This is a genomic window from Streptomyces eurocidicus (assembly GCF_002891295.1).
GTDB classification, from domain to species: domain Bacteria; phylum Actinomycetota; class Actinomycetes; order Streptomycetales; family Streptomycetaceae; genus Streptomyces; species Streptomyces eurocidicus.
Genome location: NZ_LGUI01000001.1, coordinates 700,109 through 715,022, shown reverse-complemented (window position 1 = coordinate 715,022; position 14,914 = coordinate 700,109). Strand labels below are relative to the sequence as shown.

The 14,914-nt window shown below is 71.1% G+C and carries 14 protein-coding genes and 2 tRNA genes; 12 read left to right on the top strand and 4 right to left on the bottom strand.

The window, feature by feature from the left end:
- Positions 1-67: 67 nt before the first annotated feature.
- From AF335_RS03160 to AF335_RS03145, 3 genes are all read left to right on the top strand, one after another.
- On the top strand, positions 68-670 hold the full coding sequence (locus AF335_RS03160; RefSeq protein ID WP_102916673.1) for a biotin transporter BioY: 603 nt from the start codon (positions 68-70) through the stop codon (positions 668-670).
- Between the two features lie 86 nt (positions 671-756).
- Positions 757-1,224, top strand: coding sequence for a hypothetical protein (locus AF335_RS03155; RefSeq protein ID WP_146045412.1), 468 nt, complete (start codon positions 757-759; stop codon positions 1,222-1,224).
- Between the two features lie 547 nt (positions 1,225-1,771).
- On the top strand, positions 1,772-3,361 hold the full coding sequence (locus tag AF335_RS03145; protein WP_102916671.1) for a protein kinase domain-containing protein: 1,590 nt from the start codon (positions 1,772-1,774) through the stop codon (positions 3,359-3,361).
- A 19-nt stretch (positions 3,362-3,380) separates the two neighbouring features.
- Here AF335_RS03145 and AF335_RS03140 read toward each other — a convergent pair whose 3' ends face one another.
- Positions 3,381-4,811 carry an amino acid permease gene (locus tag AF335_RS03140; protein WP_228773237.1) on the bottom strand — a complete coding sequence of 477 codons (1,431 nt, stop codon included), beginning with the start codon at positions 4,809-4,811 and terminating at the stop codon, positions 3,381-3,383.
- Between the two features lie 196 nt (positions 4,812-5,007).
- On the opposite strand from AF335_RS03140, the gene AF335_RS03135 reads away from it, so the two are divergent.
- On the top strand, positions 5,008-5,493 hold the full coding sequence (locus AF335_RS03135; protein ID WP_102916669.1) for a ribose-5-phosphate isomerase: 486 nt from the start codon (positions 5,008-5,010) through the stop codon (positions 5,491-5,493).
- A gap of 278 nt (positions 5,494-5,771) precedes the next feature.
- Entirely contained in the window at positions 5,772-6,584 is an 813-nt protein-coding gene (locus tag AF335_RS03130) for an Fpg/Nei family DNA glycosylase (RefSeq protein ID WP_102916668.1), read from the top strand.
- Between the two features lie 31 nt (positions 6,585-6,615).
- On the opposite strand, the gene AF335_RS03125 is transcribed toward AF335_RS03130, so the two are convergent.
- Positions 6,616-7,845 (bottom strand): GNAT family N-acetyltransferase, encoded by a 1,230-nt coding sequence (locus AF335_RS03125; RefSeq protein WP_102916667.1) that lies wholly within the window; start codon positions 7,843-7,845, stop codon positions 6,616-6,618.
- A gap of 148 nt (positions 7,846-7,993) precedes the next feature.
- Between AF335_RS03125 and AF335_RS03120 the strand changes: the two genes are divergently transcribed.
- Positions 7,994-9,130 carry a PP2C family protein-serine/threonine phosphatase gene (locus tag AF335_RS03120; RefSeq protein ID WP_102916666.1) on the top strand — a complete coding sequence of 379 codons (1,137 nt, stop codon included), beginning with the start codon at positions 7,994-7,996 and terminating at the stop codon, positions 9,128-9,130.
- Between the two features lie 28 nt (positions 9,131-9,158).
- Positions 9,159-9,647 carry an HD domain-containing protein gene (locus tag AF335_RS03115; RefSeq protein WP_102916665.1) on the top strand — a complete coding sequence of 163 codons (489 nt, stop codon included), beginning with the start codon at positions 9,159-9,161 and terminating at the stop codon, positions 9,645-9,647.
- Between the two features lie 61 nt (positions 9,648-9,708).
- On the opposite strand, the gene AF335_RS03110 is transcribed toward AF335_RS03115, so the two are convergent.
- Positions 9,709-10,794 (bottom strand): acyltransferase family protein, encoded by a 1,086-nt coding sequence (locus AF335_RS03110; protein ID WP_102916664.1) that lies wholly within the window; start codon positions 10,792-10,794, stop codon positions 9,709-9,711.
- Positions 10,795-11,057: 263 nt separating this feature from the next.
- Between AF335_RS03110 and AF335_RS03105 the strand changes: the two genes are divergently transcribed.
- Complete coding sequence (locus AF335_RS03105; RefSeq protein ID WP_102916663.1) at positions 11,058-11,252, top strand: hypothetical protein; 195 nt, start codon at positions 11,058-11,060, stop codon at positions 11,250-11,252.
- 129 nt (positions 11,253-11,381) lie between these two features.
- On the opposite strand, the gene AF335_RS03100 is transcribed toward AF335_RS03105, so the two are convergent.
- Positions 11,382-11,452, bottom strand: a tRNA-Gly gene (locus AF335_RS03100).
- Between the two features lie 152 nt (positions 11,453-11,604).
- Between AF335_RS03100 and AF335_RS03095 the strand changes: the two genes are divergently transcribed.
- The 4 genes from AF335_RS03095 to AF335_RS03080 all read left to right on the top strand — a co-directional run bounded on the left by AF335_RS03095 (position 11,605) and on the right by AF335_RS03080 (position 14,864).
- Positions 11,605-11,681: transfer RNA gene (locus tag AF335_RS03095), tRNA-Pro, on the top strand.
- A gap of 131 nt (positions 11,682-11,812) precedes the next feature.
- Complete coding sequence (tig, locus tag AF335_RS03090; RefSeq protein ID WP_170127566.1) at positions 11,813-13,204, top strand: trigger factor; 1,392 nt, start codon at positions 11,813-11,815, stop codon at positions 13,202-13,204.
- 314 nt (positions 13,205-13,518) lie between these two features.
- Entirely contained in the window at positions 13,519-14,124 is a 606-nt protein-coding gene (locus tag AF335_RS03085) for an ATP-dependent Clp protease proteolytic subunit (protein ID WP_184743047.1), read from the top strand.
- Between the two features lie 65 nt (positions 14,125-14,189).
- Positions 14,190-14,864, top strand: coding sequence for an ATP-dependent Clp protease proteolytic subunit (locus AF335_RS03080; RefSeq protein WP_087930670.1), 675 nt, complete (start codon positions 14,190-14,192; stop codon positions 14,862-14,864).
- The last annotated feature ends 50 nt before the right edge of the window (positions 14,865-14,914 follow it).

Sequence of the window (14,914 nt, the reverse complement as noted above, 5' to 3'; positions counted from 1 at the left end):
GACGCTCGGCTAACGTCGCCCTGGTCCCTTACTTACTTGTCCTATACCTCTATCTCGCGGAGTACCGATGGCCACCGCCGTTGCTTCTGTCACCCGGACCGGTACGGTCCTCGCCGATCTGCTCCCCGCCACCTCCGCCGGGCGCGCCCGCGCCCGCGACGCGGCCCTGATCCTCGGCGGTGCCGCGCTGACCGGCCTGACCGCCCAGATCGCGATCCCGGTCCCCGGCTCCCCGGTCCCGGTCAGCGGTCAGACCTTCGCCGCCCTCCTGGTCGGCACCGCCCTCGGCGCCCGCCGGGGCTTCCTCTCCCTCGCCCTGTACGCGGTGGTCGGCATGGCCGGCGTGCCGTGGTTCGCCGAGGGCCGCTCCGGCACGGCCTTCGCCTCCTTCGGCTACGTCCTCGGCATGCTGCTGGCCACCACCGTCGTGGGCGCGCTCGCCCGCCGCGGCGCCGACCGCTCCGCCCTGCGCACCGCGGGCAGCATGGCGCTCGGCTCCGCGATCATCTACGCGGTCGGTGTCCCCTACCTCGCGCTGTACGCCCACATCTCGCTCACCGAGGCGGTCGCGGCGGGGCTGACGCCCTTCCTCATCGGCGACGCCCTGAAGGCCGCCCTGGCCATGGGCGCCCTGCCCGCCGCCTGGAAGCTGCTGGGCCGGCGCGGCTGACGCCACCGCCCCCGTACGCGCGGCCGGGCCCGCACCCCTCACCGGGGTGCGGGCCCGGTTCGCGTCCATGGCGGCCGCGGGGCTCAGTGGCGGCGGCCCTGCCTGCGGGTCGCCCAGATCCCGATCGCGCCCGCGAGCAGCAGCGCACCGGCCAGCGCGCCCGCCAGCGGCAGCGCCGACGGGGAGCCCGTCCGGGGCAGCTCGCCCGGGACTCGCTCGTCGAGGGCGCCGCGCCGCCCGTGCTCCGGGCCGGGCCGGCCTCCTTGCCCTTGCCCGCCGACGGCGCGGAGCTCACCGTGCCGCCGCCCGTGCCACCGGACTTCCCGGCCGCCGTCGGCGCGCTCGCCGCGCCCCCGCCCGGGGTGGCCGCCCCACCGGACGGCACGTTCTTGGTGCCGAGCAGCAGCGGGGTGTCCGGTGCGTCGGAGCTGGTGTCGGTGGTGCCGAAGTGCACCGGGCCCTGCTGCCACAGCAGGGTCTTCGTGTCGCCCAAGGTGACGGGAAGACAGATCCGGCCGGTCTTCCCCAGGTCGAAGCGCGCCGTCACCCGGTAATCCCGGCTCTGCCCCGCGCCCAGTTTGTCGACGGTGCAGGAGAATCCGCTGTTCGAACCCTCGGGCAGCTCTCCGGCCGGGATGGGGGAGCATCCCTCGACCGCCTTGATCTGCATTCCCTCGAATCCGACCACCTTCAGCCGGACCGACCCGAGTTCCTTGGCCTCGCCATTACGGATCGTGGCATTCAGACTGGTGTTCCCCGTCTTTTTGTCCACGGATATCTTGGCCGGCAGGCCGGTGGTGACCCGGTACCCCGCCGGGGCGCTCGGGCCGGGGCTGCCGCCCTGGCTGCTGCCGGGCGTGGGCTCGGCGGCGCGCGCGGCGGCGCCTTGGGCGGTAACGGCGGACGGCAGTACCAGGGCCGCCGCCAGGGCCGCCGAAGCGGCCAGGGCCACCGGGACCGGCAGCGCCGGCGATACCGCGCGGCGCCTCCGTCGAATACTTCGGAACATTTTCGCTCCCCCCTATCTCCGCTCCCTGCAGAGGTATTTGAATAGGTACCACAAGATTCCAATGTCCGAGGGTGCGGAACGATAATTCCGCAATGGGGGCGGGCCTGGTGGGGAATTCGAGCGACGAGGGGCGGGGGCAGCGGCTGGTGGTGGGTCGCTACCGGCTGCTGGAATTGATCGGGCGCGGTGGAATGGGCCGGGTGTGGCGGGCGGACGACCGGATACTCGGCCGGCCGGTGGCGGCCAAGGAGATCCGTATCGACGGGCTCGTCGGCGAGGCCAGCGCCGTCCAGCGGGAGCGGAGTCTGCGGGAGGCCCGTGCCACCGCCCGGATCGACCACCCGAACGTCGTGCGGGTCTACGACGTGGCCGAGGAGGACGACCGGCTGTGGATCGTGATGGAGCTCGTCGACGGCCGCTCCCTGGAACAGGCGCTGGGCCACGACGGCCCGGTCGCCCCGCGCGAGGCCGCCCGGATCGGCCTGGGGCTGGTGCGCGCCCTGCGCGCGGTGCATGCCGTCGGGGTGCTGCACCGTGACATCAAGCCGGGCAACGTCCTGCTGACCGCGGGCGGCCGGATCGTGCTCACCGACTTCGGCATCGCGGCCATGCAGGACGCCGCGGCCCTGACGATGGCGGGCACCCTGGTCGGCTCACCGGAGTACATGGCCCCGGAGCGGATCGAGGGCAGGCAGCAGGGCCCGCCCTCCGATCTCTGGTCGCTCGGCGCGACGCTGTGCGCGGCCGTCGCCGGCCAGTCGCCCTTCACCCGGGCGACCACCCTGGCCACCCTGCACGCCGTGCTCTACGAGCAGCCGGAGATTCCGGCCGCCGCGGGCCCGCTGCGCGAGCTGCTGGCCGGGCTGCTGCTCAAGGAGGCGGGGCGGCGGCCGTCCCTCGACGCGGTGGAAGGGGCGCTGGCCGCACTCGCCGAGCCGGTGCCGCACCCGCCGACGGTCCTCGCCGGCCGGCCGGCGGTGGTGCCCGTACCGCCGCCGGTGCCCGCACCCGTACCGCCCCCGGAGCGGCCGGCGGCGCCGGTGCGGGGCCCGCGGGGCGGCGGTCCGGCGCGCCGCCGGGTCGCGCTGCTCGCCGCCGGAGCGGTGGTGACCGTGTCGGCGGTGGCCGTGGGGATCGTCCTGGTGGCGCGCGGGCCCGGGGGAGGCGAGGGCGGGGGCGCCCCGGCGGGCGGTACGGACCGGCCGCCGGGCAGCTCGGCACCGGCCGGGCAGACGTCCGGAGGGAAGGCGTCCGGGGGCGCCGCGGTGGGGGCGCGCCGGTCCGAGGAGGGTTTCAGCTGGGAGCCGCCGGCCGACTGGAACCGTACGCAGCAGTCGCCCGCCGACGTCACGTACACCTCGAAGGACGGTGCGATCGAGCTCTCCGCCAAGCAGGGCCGCACGACGGAGGACCTGCTGACGCACTGGGAGCGCTTCGAGAGCGGCTTCCACGACACACCGGGCTACCGGAAGACGAAACTGGAAAGGACCACCTTCTCCGGTGATCCGGCGGTGGTCTGGGAGTACGCGTTCCTGCAGGGCGGGAAGCCCCGGCAGGGGCGGCAGCTCGGCTTCGAGAAGGGAGGCCGGACGTACCAGGTGAGCGTCTGGTACGCCGACTCCGCCGAGTCCACCGCCCTCGCGGTGTACGAGCGCGCCAAGAAGTCCTTCGAGACCTCGTGACGCGCCCGCCGGGAGGTGCTTAACCCTGGACGGCGCCCCGCGTGCGCCGGCGGCGGTCCAGGACGAGGCCGACGACCAGGACGATCGCGCCCAGCAGCGTCGACAGCAGGACCTGCTCGCGGTTGTCGCCGCCGTCGTAGACCATGTAGCCCAGCACGAAGGTGATCATGCCGATGGTGGCCCAGGTCAGGTACGGGAAGAGCCACATCTTCACCACGTGCCGCTCCGGCGACTCGCGCTGGATGATGCCGCGCATCTTCAGCTGGGTGAAGCAGATGACCAGCCAGACGAAGAGGGCGACGGCGCCCGAGGCGTTCAGCAGGAACTTGAAGACGGTGTCCGGCCACATGTAGTTGAAGAACACGGACAGGAAGCCGAAGACGACCGAGCCGAGGATCGCGGCCTGCGGGACGCCCCTCTTGTTGGCGCGGGCGAACGCCCTGGGGGCGTCGCCGCGCTGGCCGAGCGAGAAGGCCATGCGGGAGGCGGTGTAGAGACCGGAGTTCAGGCAGGACAGCACGGCGGTCAGGACGATGACGTTCATGATCTGGCCGGCGTGCGGGATGCCGATCGAGTCCAGGGCGGCGACATAGCTGCCCTTCTCGGCGATCTCCTTGGAGTCCCACGGGAGCAGGGAGACCACGACGAGGATCGAGCCCAGGTAGAAGACGCCGATGCGCCAGATCACGCTGTTGGTGGCCTTGGTGACCGCGCGCTGCGGGTCCTCGGACTCACCGGCGGCCAGGGTGACGATCTCGCTGCCCATGAAGGAGAAGACGACCATCAGCACACCGGCGAGGATCGCGCCCGGCCCGTTGGGCATGAACCCGCCGTGCGCCGTCAGGTTGTCCAGGCCCGCGCCCGGGTTGTCCGAGCCCGGCAGCAGGCCGAACATCGCCAGCCCGCCGATCACGACGAACGCGGAGATGGCGACGACCTTGATGCCCGCGAACCAGAACTCGAACTCGCCGTAGGAGCTCACCGAGCCGAGGTTGGTGACGGTGAGGACCACCATGACGATCAGGGCCCAGGCCCACTGCGGAACGGCCGGTATCCAGCCTTCGAGGATCTCCGCGCCCGCGGTCGCCTCGACCGCCAGCACGACGACCCAGAAGAACCAGTACAGCCAGCCGATGGTGAAACCGGCCCAGCGGCCCAGCGCCCGGTCCGCGTAGGCGGAGAAGGAGCCGGAGGTCGGATTGGCGGCGGCCATCTCGCCGAGCATCCGCATCACGAAGACGACCATCGCGCCGACGAGTGCGTAGGAGACGAGGATGGCGGGCCCGGCGGCGGCGATACCGCTCTTGGAGCCCACGAAGAGGCCGGCACCGATCACACCGCCGATGGCGATCATGGACAGGTGGCGGTTCTTGAGCCCGGCCTTGAGGCCGTCCTGGGCAGACGCGGCGGTGGCCTGCCCGGGGTCGCCGGTGGTCGACGCCTTTGTCATAGTCGGCGGTGTCGCGCCCATGTGCACGTTCCTTAGGTTCTCGGGTTACGAGCCCCCGCATTAGAACTTTTCGAAGGCGTATTTAGGAAGGTCCGAATCCGTATCGTTGTGATCGCCTGACGTTGCCTGACGTTCACCTGTGCTTGGGGGTGCCCCTGGGGCGATCCGGGCCCGTACTCGTGCCACACTCGGTCGTATGCGCGTGTATCTCGGCTCCGACCATGCCGGCTACGAACTCAAGAACCACCTCGTCGAGTGGCTCACGGCCCAGGGCCATGAGGCCGTCGACTGCGGTCCCCACATCTACGACGCCCAGGACGACTACCCGCCGTTCTGCCTCCGCGCCGCGGAGCGGACCGCCGCGGACAAGGACAGCCTCGGCATCGTCATCGGCGGCTCCGGCAACGGCGAGCAGATCGCCGCGAACAAGGTCAAGGGCGTCCGGGCCGCCCTCGCCTGGAGCGAGCAGACCGCGGCGCTCGGCCGTGAGCACAACGACGCCAACGTGATCAGCATCGGCGGCCGGATGCACACCCAGGAGGAGGCGACGAAGTTCGTCGAGATCTTCCTGGCGACGCCGTACTCCGGCGAGGAGCGGCACACCCGCCGCATCGAGATGCTGAGCCGCTACGAGACGACGGGCGAGCTCCCGCCGATCCCGGCCCACCACCCGCAGCCCTGACCGACCGGCTCACCCTCCGGGGCTCTGCCCCGGATCCCGGACCGCGCCGGCGCGCGGTGTCCTCAAGCGCCGGACGGGCTGATTTCGCCGGCTGCGGTCCGCGAAAATCCAGCCCGTCCGGCGTTTGAGGACAAGCGGCGCAGCCGCTTCGGGGGTCTGGGGGCCTGCCCCCGCCACGCGGCGGAGCCGCACATCGGATGCTGCGGGAAGGGGCGGGGCCGGGGAACAGGCAATCGGGCCGCACCTGACCACTGACCGCACTCCGCAGGAGAAACGCCTTGCCCGAAGGGCACACCATTCATCGGCTCGCCCAGGATCACGCCGAACGGTTCGGCAACCGCGAGGTCCGGGTGACCAGTCCCCAAGGCAAATTCGCGGACAGCGCCGCCCTCCTGGACGGCAACCCCCTCACCACCGCCGAAGCCCACGGCAAACACCTCTTCCTCGGCTTCGGCGAAGCCGACGTGTGGATCCACATCCACCTCGGCCTCTTCGGGAAGTACACCTTCGGTGACGCCCCCGTCCCCCCGCCCACCGACACCGTGCGGCTGCGGCTCGCGACCGCCACCGCGTACGCCGACCTGCGCGGCCCTACCACCTGCGCCCTCGTCACCGAGGGGGAGAAGCAGGCGATACACGACCGGCTCGGCCCCGACCCGCTGCGCGCACAGGACAACGGCGAGGCCGCCTGGGCCCGCGTCAGCCGCAGTCGCACCACCGTCGCCGCGCTCCTCATGGACCAGAAGGTCATCGCCGGCGTCGGCAATGTCTACCGCGCCGAGGTCCTTTTCCGGCATGGAATCGACCCTTACCGCCTCGGCCGCGACCTCACCCGGCCGGAGTGGGACGCGATGTGGTCGGATCTGGCCGAGCTGATGCGCGAAGGCGTACGGAACAACAGAATCGACACCGTGCGCCCCGAGCACACCCCGGAGGCCATGGGCCGCCCACCGCGCGTGGACGACCACGGCGGCGAGGTGTACGTCTACCGCCGGGCCCAGCAGCCCTGCCACATCTGTGGTGGCGAGATCCGCACCGCCGGTCTCGCCGCCCGCAACCTCTTCTGGTGCCCCGCCTGCCAGCAGCGCTGACGGGCTCCCGGCCGGCCGGGCCCGGGGAGGCTCAGAAGCCGTGCGGCAGCCACGGCGCGACCGAGCCGCCGAACGCCGTGGCCGCCTCCTCCAGCGCGCCCTCCCGCACCTCCGTCACCCGGCCGGCCGCCGCCAGCGCGGCCAGCGACACCCCGCCCAGATAGGCGGCGCCCAGCTCCCGCACGGACAGCAGCAGGTCCGCGGCGTCCTCGGTGCGCTCGCAGGAGGCACCCTTCGGATCCCCCGTCAGCCGCCAGCGCCCCGCGTTCCAGGGGCAGAAGTCGTCGGCCACCTCGAACACCACGTCCACCGGCGTCCGGTACGTACGCGCAGCCAGCGCCGCGCCCACGTCGACCAGCCGTACGTGCAACTGGTCCCGCACCGCCGGCTCGCACCGCCGGACGTCACCGACCAGGTGCAGCAGCGGATCGTCGACCGGCAGGCTGAAGCAGGTGACCCGCGACGTCAGATCGATCCCGCACAGATAGCGCCACAGCGCCGCGTACGCCGCCGGCGTCAGGGCCTCGACGTCACGCAGCCGCACCGTGCCGTTCGGCCCCGCCGGCGTCCACTCCGGGTTCATCGCGTACCGCGCGTACCCCACCACCTCGCCACCGGCCTCCGCGAGGACGCACTGCAACGGCGAGGCCCCCGCACGCTGACCGGCCGGGTCCAGCAGCGGCAGCGCCGCCCAGCCGGGCAGCCGCTCCAGCATCCCGGGCCGGGCGGCTACCCGGCGCGCGTAGACCGCCTCGCAGGCGTCCCGTGCTTCATCGGGCTTCGACAAGCGCAACCGCACCTCGTCCGTGCCGCCAGGGACGGCGAGACGCACCCGGGTCGTGTCGACGGCCACGCGCATGTTGTGGGTCGCGATGCCGTAGCCGAACCGGCCGTAGATCCCCGCCTCGGAAGCCGTCAGCACCGCGACCGGTTCACCCCAGGCCCGGACGTCGTCCAACTGACGCCGCATCATCGCGCGCAGCACGCCGCGCCTGCGGTGCGTCGGCCGCACGCCCACCATCGTCACCCCGGCGGCGGGCACCGCCGCCCCGCCCGGAACCGTGATCCGGAAGGCGAACGCCCCGGTCGTGCCCACGACTTCGGGGCCGTCCCAGACGCCGATCGACCGCTCGAAGGGGGTCAGCTCGCGCCACAGCGCGGCCTCCTCGGGAGCCTCGGCGACCCCGCCGAACGCCAGCTCCACCGTGCCGTACCAGACGTCCCAGTCGGCCTGACGCAGTACTCGGATCTCCGTCGTCATGGCCTCATGACAGCAGCGGATTCCCTTCCGGGCGAACGAATTTCGCATATGGTGGCTCTCCGTGCTTCTTTGCGCCCTGCCCCCGGTCGACGTGTCGGCGCGGCGTGAGTCGACGCACCGCCGAATGGGTGGATAAGGTCACGATGCAATGACTGGCGGTGCGGAGACCCCGACGGCCCGGATGCGCAAAGCACTGCACCGGGCTCGCACGAGCGTGCGCAAAGCCGGTGTCGACTACTTCCGCGGCGACGGCTCCGACTGGATCGCCCTGGGCGCCCTGCTGCTCTGCGTCCCCGCCCTCGCGCTCGGCACCGTGGCCATGCCCGAGTGGTGCGCGCCCTCGGCGCTCGTCCTGCCCATCGTCGCGGGCGGGCTCCTGCTGCGCCCCGCCAGCCTGCTCGCCCTCTACGCCGCCTCCGCCGCGGCGCTGATCGCGGAGGCCGCCGCCCTGGACACGGGCGGCGACGGCGCCGACCGGGTCACCCCGGGCACCATCCTCGTCGTCGCGGCCGTCGGCTTCCTCGGGCTGCTGATCGCCCAGTTCCGCAGCCGCGTCGGCGTTCCCTGGCGACGCGGCGGCACCATGCTCTTCGACCTCCGCGAACGCATCCGCGTCCAGAGCAAACTGCCCAAACTCCCGCGCGGCTGGCACCGGGAGATGGCCCTGCGCCCGGCCGGCGGCCAGTCCTTCTCCGGCGACTTCGTCGTCGCCGCCCGGACCAACGGCGGCCGCACCCTGGAGGTCGTCCTCACCGACGTCTCCGGCAAGGGCATGGACGCCGCCTCGCGCGCCCTGCTGCTGTCCGGGGCCTTCGGCGGCCTGCTGGGCTCGCTGCCGCCGCACGCCTTCCTGCCGGCCGCCAACGGCTATCTGCTCCGGCAGGACTGGGACGAGGGCTTCGCCACCTCCGTCCACCTCGTCCTCGACCTCGACAGCGGCGACTACGAGATGTTCTCCGCCGGTCACCTGCCCGGTCTCCAGCTCAGCGCCGGTACGGGCCGCTGGGAGGAGAAGGCCGCCGAAGGCCCCCTCCTGGGCGTCTACGACGGGGCCCAGTTCGACCCGATAAAGGGCACGCTGGGCGCGGGCGACGTCCTGATGCTCTTCACCGACGGCCTGGTCGAGACGGCCGAGCGCGATCTGACCGAGGGCATGGACCGGCTCACCGGCGAGGCGGACCGCTATGTCTCCGGCGGCTTCCAGGGCGCGGCCTGGCACCTCATCGAGGCGGTCGCCAAGGACGTCAACGACGACCGGGCCCTACTGCTCATCTGCCGCCACTGACCGGTCGCCCACGCCCCCGAGGAGCCGTATGCCGCACCGTCCCGCACCCCTGGACCTCGCCGCCGTCGAGGCGCTCGCCCGGCGGGCGCACGCGGCCCAGAGGGACAAGGCCGGGCGCCCGTACACCGAGCACCTGGCCGCGGTCGCGGCGGGCGTACGGGCGCGGGGCGGCACCGACGCGCAGATCGCCGCCGCCTGGCTGCACGACGCGGTCGAGGACGGCGCCGTCACCGAGGAGTGGCTGGCGGCGGCGGACCTGCCGGAGGGGACCGTGGACATCGTCCTCGCGGTGACCAAGCGGCCGGGGGAGGGCCCGGAGGCGTACGCGGCACGGATCCTCGCCACGCCGGGCGCGCTCATGGTCAAGGCCGCGGACCTCGCACACAACGCGGACCCGGTCCGGGCCGCCGTCCTCGACCCGGACACGCGCGAGAGGCTGCGGCACAAGTACGCCCGTATGGGTGAACTGCTGGGCCTGGACGACCTTGCCGCCGGAGGCCGTGACGGGGCGGCCTGAAGCCGCCCCGGGCCTTCCGGGGCCTTTCCCGGGCCTTCCGGGGCCGCCCTGAGCCGTCCCGTCAGGGCCGCTTGCGGAAGGCCCACTCCATCCTCGGCTCCACGGCGAAGCGGAAGACCCGCCGCACCGGCGCGGTGCACAGCGCGGTCATCCCCACGGCCGCGAGCAGCGTCACCACCACGCCGCCCACCGGCTCCCGGATCCACGCGTACGCGTCGTACCACTCCCACCAGCGCGAGAGCTTGATCAGGAAGCCGTGCAGCAGGAAGCCGTAGAGGGTGCCCGCGCCCAGCGCCGTGAACCACACGGTCCGGCGCGGGACCCAGGCCAGGAAGCACACGATCAGCACCGCCGCGCAGGCGAACATCGCCAGCTGCATCACCGGCGCGGCCCACAGCGGCGCGGCCAGCTCCTGGACGCTGTCGTTGTGGTAGAACCACGAGCTGTTCATCCGGGGCGCCGCCCAGTAGGCCACCGCGATCGCGGACGCGAACACCGGTACCGCGGCGATCCGCAGCCCGCGACGCTGGACGAGCTTGAAGTGGTGCGGCTCCAGGTGCAGGCCGATCACGAAGAACGGCAGGAACTGAAGGACCCGCTGAAGGTCGAGATCATTGCCGATCTCGGGTGAGAGCGCCGCGAGGATCGCGATCGCGAACGACACCGGGATCGCCCAGCGCAGGTTCTGCCAGATCGGCGTGGTCAGCCGCCAGACGAACAGCGCGGCCAGGAACCAGTTCAGGTACCAGGGGTTGAGCAGCGTGATCGGCTCCGGCGGCGCGTCCTCCGCCCAGTGCTGGAAGTAGGTGTAGGCGACCTCGAAGACCAGGTAGGGCACGGCCACCCCGGTGACCAGCCGCTTGACCTTGGCGGGGCTCAGGTCGAAGTCACGGGAGAAATAGCCGGATATCAGGATGAAGGCCGGCATGTGGAAGGCGTAGACGGTGAGATACAGCGCCAGCGCCGCGCGGCTGCTGTGGGTCAGCGGCTCCCAGGCGTGTCCCAGGCCCACGAGGACGATCGCCAAGTACTTGGCGTTGTCGAAGAACGGGTCGCGCCCCGCTCCGGCGGGGGACGCTCCCGGGAGTCCCGGAAGGCGCGGTGCGGGCACCGCCGATCGTGCGGGAGGGGTGACAGCGGAAGGCATTCGAGGCACCTTAGCGATGGATTCGGAAGTGGTAAAACCTTGTTCCGTTTATTTGCTTATTCATCACGAACCGGTCCTGTCCCAGTCAAGTCGCCCGATATCATCTCCCGCAGCTTTCCGGACGATTCTCGACGAGGTGTCGACGAAACGTCACACTGCCCCTGTAGAGGGCAAGTTGATGGCACCATGATTGATGTGTGGGGGCTACGGGGCAGCATGTCTTCCGGAGCTACCAGGTGTTCCGACCGAGGGTGTGATCAGTTGTGGCCATTTCGCTGTCAGTGGTGCTGCTCCTGGCGATCGTGCTGGTGGTGATGATCCGCGCCGGCAATATCAAGGGCGGGCCGGCGCTCGTGGCGATCCTCTTCGGTTTCTTCCTCGCGTCGACGGGCATGGCGCCGTCGATCCAGCGCTTCCTGAACTCGATCGCCGAGACGATAAACGGCATCAAGTTCTGACGGCCCCCGCGTGCGGCGGAGCCCGTCGGCGAGCGCGGCCGGTCGGGCGATCAGAGGTGCTCAGGGGCGCCCAGGGGTGGTCGCGGGCACGAAAAACGCCTCCGGCCCGGGGCCGGAGGCGTCATACGGAGCGGGCGACGGGAATCGAACCCGCGTAGCCAGTTTGGAAGACTGGGGCTCTACCATTGAGCTACGCCCGCGCACACCGCGACGGCCCGGGGGCCGTACGGCTCTGTGGTGCATCGTAGCGGGTCCCGGCCGCGCGCCGCACACCCGGCCGCCCGCCGTGCGACCGCCCGCGAAAGTCGGCGTCCGGAGGCCCTGCGGGCATGTACCCTACGTCTCGCACCGACGGGGTGTGGCGCAGCTTGGTAGCGCGTCCGCTTTGGGAGCGGAAGGTCGTCGGTTCGAATCCGGCCACCCCGACCATCAAGATCACATTGTGGGGCCCATCCTGCTTGCGGTTACTATGCAAGCTGCGTGCCCGTGTGTCTGTGTGCCGGGCGCGACTCGCTGAACCTCAGCGGAATCCCAGAAGTCAGCCCCAAGGAGACCGAACCGTGAAGAGCGCCGTGGAGACCCTGAACCCGACTCGGGTTCGGCTCACTGTCGAGGTGCCCTTCGAGGAGCTCAAGGCCAGCCTCGACGCGGCGTACAAGAAGATCAACCAGCAGGTCACGGTGAAGGGCTTCCGTCAGGGCAAGATCCCGGCCCGCGTCATCGACCAGCGGTTCGGCCGCGGTGCGGTCCTCGAAGAGGCCGTCAACGACGCGCTCCCGAAGTTCTACACCGAGGCGGTCAACGAGGCCGACCTCAACCCGCTGGGCCAGCCCGAGGTCGACATCACGGAGCTGAAGGACGGCGAGCTGCTCTCCTTCACCGCCGAGGTCGACATCCGCCCGACCCTGGAGATCCCGGACTACTCCGGCATCGAGGTCACCGTCGACGCCGCCGAGGTGACCGACGAGGACATCGAGAAGTCGCTGGAGCAGCTCCGCGACCGCTTCGCCACGACCTCCCCGGTCGAGCGCGCCGCGGCCGAGGGCGACATCGTCACCGTCGACCTGGAGGCCAAGGTCGACGGCGAGGTGCTGGAGGACGGCGTCGCCAAGGGCGTCGACTACACCATCGGCTCGGGTCAGCTGCTCGAGGGCATCGACGAGGCCGTGACCGGTCTCGAGGCCGGCGGCACCGCCACCTTCACCTCCGAGCTCAAGGGCGGCTCCGCCGAGGGCAAGGAGGCCGAGGTCAAGGTCGACGTCACCGCCGTCAAGGCCCGCGAACTGCCCGCCCTGGACGACGAGTTCGCCCAGCTCGCGAGCGAGTTCGACACCCTGGAGGAGCTGCGCGCGGACAGCGCCAAGCGCCTCGCCCGCATGAAGAAGTACGACCAGGCCACCCAGGCCCAGGAGAAGGTCCTCGACGAGCTGATCAAGCTGGTCGAGGTCCCGATGCCGGAGAAGCTGCTCGAGGACGAGGTCAACACTCGTAAGCACAACCTCGAGCACCACCAGCTGGGCCAGATGGGCCTGGACCTGGCGAAGTACCTGGAGATCCAGGGCAAGTCCGCCGAGGAGTTCGACGCCGAGCTCAAGGAGCAGGCCGAGAAGGGCATCAAGACCCAGTTCATCCTTGACGAGATCGTCAACAAGGAGAAGCTGTCGGTCGGCCAGGAGGAGCTCACCGAGCACCTCATGCGCCGTGCCCAGTCCTCCGGCATGAGCCCCGACCAGTTCGCCCAGGCCGTCGTCGAGGGTGGCCAGGTGCCGATGCTCGTCGGCGAGGTCGCCCGCGGTAAGGCCCTGGCGTCCGTCGTCGAGGTCGCCAAGGTCCTGGACACCAACGGTGAGGTCGTCGACCTGGACGACGAGGACGAGACCGCCGAGACGGTCGAGGCCGCCACCGAGGTCGTCGAGGCCGCCGAGGGCACCGAGGACAAGACCGAGGCCTGAGCCTCACCCACCTCGTGACCGGTCCGCGCGACCGGTGACGGAAACGGGCCCGGCCGCGACACCCCACCGGGGTGTCGCGGCCGGGCCCGCCGTGGTCTCCGGACCCCTGGTGAACCTGCGCTCAGAGCGAACAGTTCCTGATGCGGGATGGCGCCCGCCTACCAGCGCGTTAGGGTCCGTAGATACGGGGGCAGGGGAGTCCCGTGGCGCGACGCGGAAGCCCGGACGACGCGCCCGCACCCCGCCCCGTGAAGAAGACGCTGAGACGGCTCGCGGCCGTCGAACAACGAGCAGGTGGATACGTGACGAATCTGATGCCTTCCGCCGCCGCCGGCGAGCCGAGCTTCGGTGGCCTCGGCGACCAGGTCTACAACCGGCTGCTCGGGGAACGGATCATCTTCCTCGGCCAGCCGGTCGACGACGACATCGCCAACAAGATCACGGCGCAGCTGCTCCTCCTTGCCGCGGACCCGGACAAGGACATCTACCTCTACATCAACAGCCCGGGCGGCTCGATCACGGCCGGCATGGCGATCTACGACACCATGCAGTACATCAAGAACGACGTGGTGACCATCGCCATGGGCCTCGCCGCCTCGATGGGGCAGTTCCTGCTGAGCGCCGGTACGCCCGGCAAGCGCTTCGCCCTGCCGAACGCCGAGATCCTGATCCACCAGCCCTCCGCGGGCCTGGCGGGCTCCGCCTCGGACATCAAGATCCACGCCGAGCGGCTGCTGTACACCAAGAAGCGGATGGCGGAGCTGACCTCGCTGCACACCGGTCAGACCGTCGAGCAGGTCACGCACGACTCCGACCGCGACCGCTGGTTCTCCGCCGAGGAGGCCAAGGACTACGGCCTCATCGACGAGGTCATGAAGACCGCCGCAGGCGTTCCGGGCGGGGGCGGCACCGGGGCCTGAGCCCCGGCGCGCCCGCGCAGCGAAACCCCGCCCCACCGAACGCCATCAGGATGGTGAAGAAGCAGATGAACAACTACGCCGGCAGCGGCCTCTACACCGGCCCCCAGTCGCAGTCGACCGGCCCCCGCGCCGAGTCCCGCTACATCGTCCCGCGCTTCGTCGAGCGCACCTCGCAGGGCGTGCGCGAGTACGACCCGTACGCCAAGCTCTTCGAGGAGCGGGTGATCTTCCTGGGCGTGCAGATCGACGACGCCTCGGCCAACGACGTCATGGCGCAGCTGCTGTGCCTGGAGTCGATGGACCCGGACCGCGACATCTCGATCTACATCAACAGCCCGGGCGGCTCCTTCACCGCGCTCACGGCGATCTACGACACGATGCAGTTCGTGAAGCCCGACATCCAGACGGTCTGCATGGGCCAGGCGGCCTCCGCCGCGGCCGTGCTGCTCGCCGCCGGCACCCCCGGCAAGCGGATGGCGCTGCCGAACGCCCGCGTCCTGATCCACCAGCCGTACAGCGAGACGGGCCGGGGCCAGGTCTCCGACCTGGAGATCGCGGCCAACGAGATCCTGCGGATGCGCGCCCAGCTCGAAGACATGCTGGCCAAGCACTCGACCACGCCGATCGAGAAGATCCGCGAGGACATCGAGCGCGACAAGATCCTCACCGCGGACGAGCTGCTCGCGTACGGTCTGGTCGACCAGATCGTCTCGACGCGCAAGACGTCCGTTACGGCCTGACCGTTTCCGGTGGGACTTCCGTCCGGAAGTCCGTCCGGAACCACCGTGCC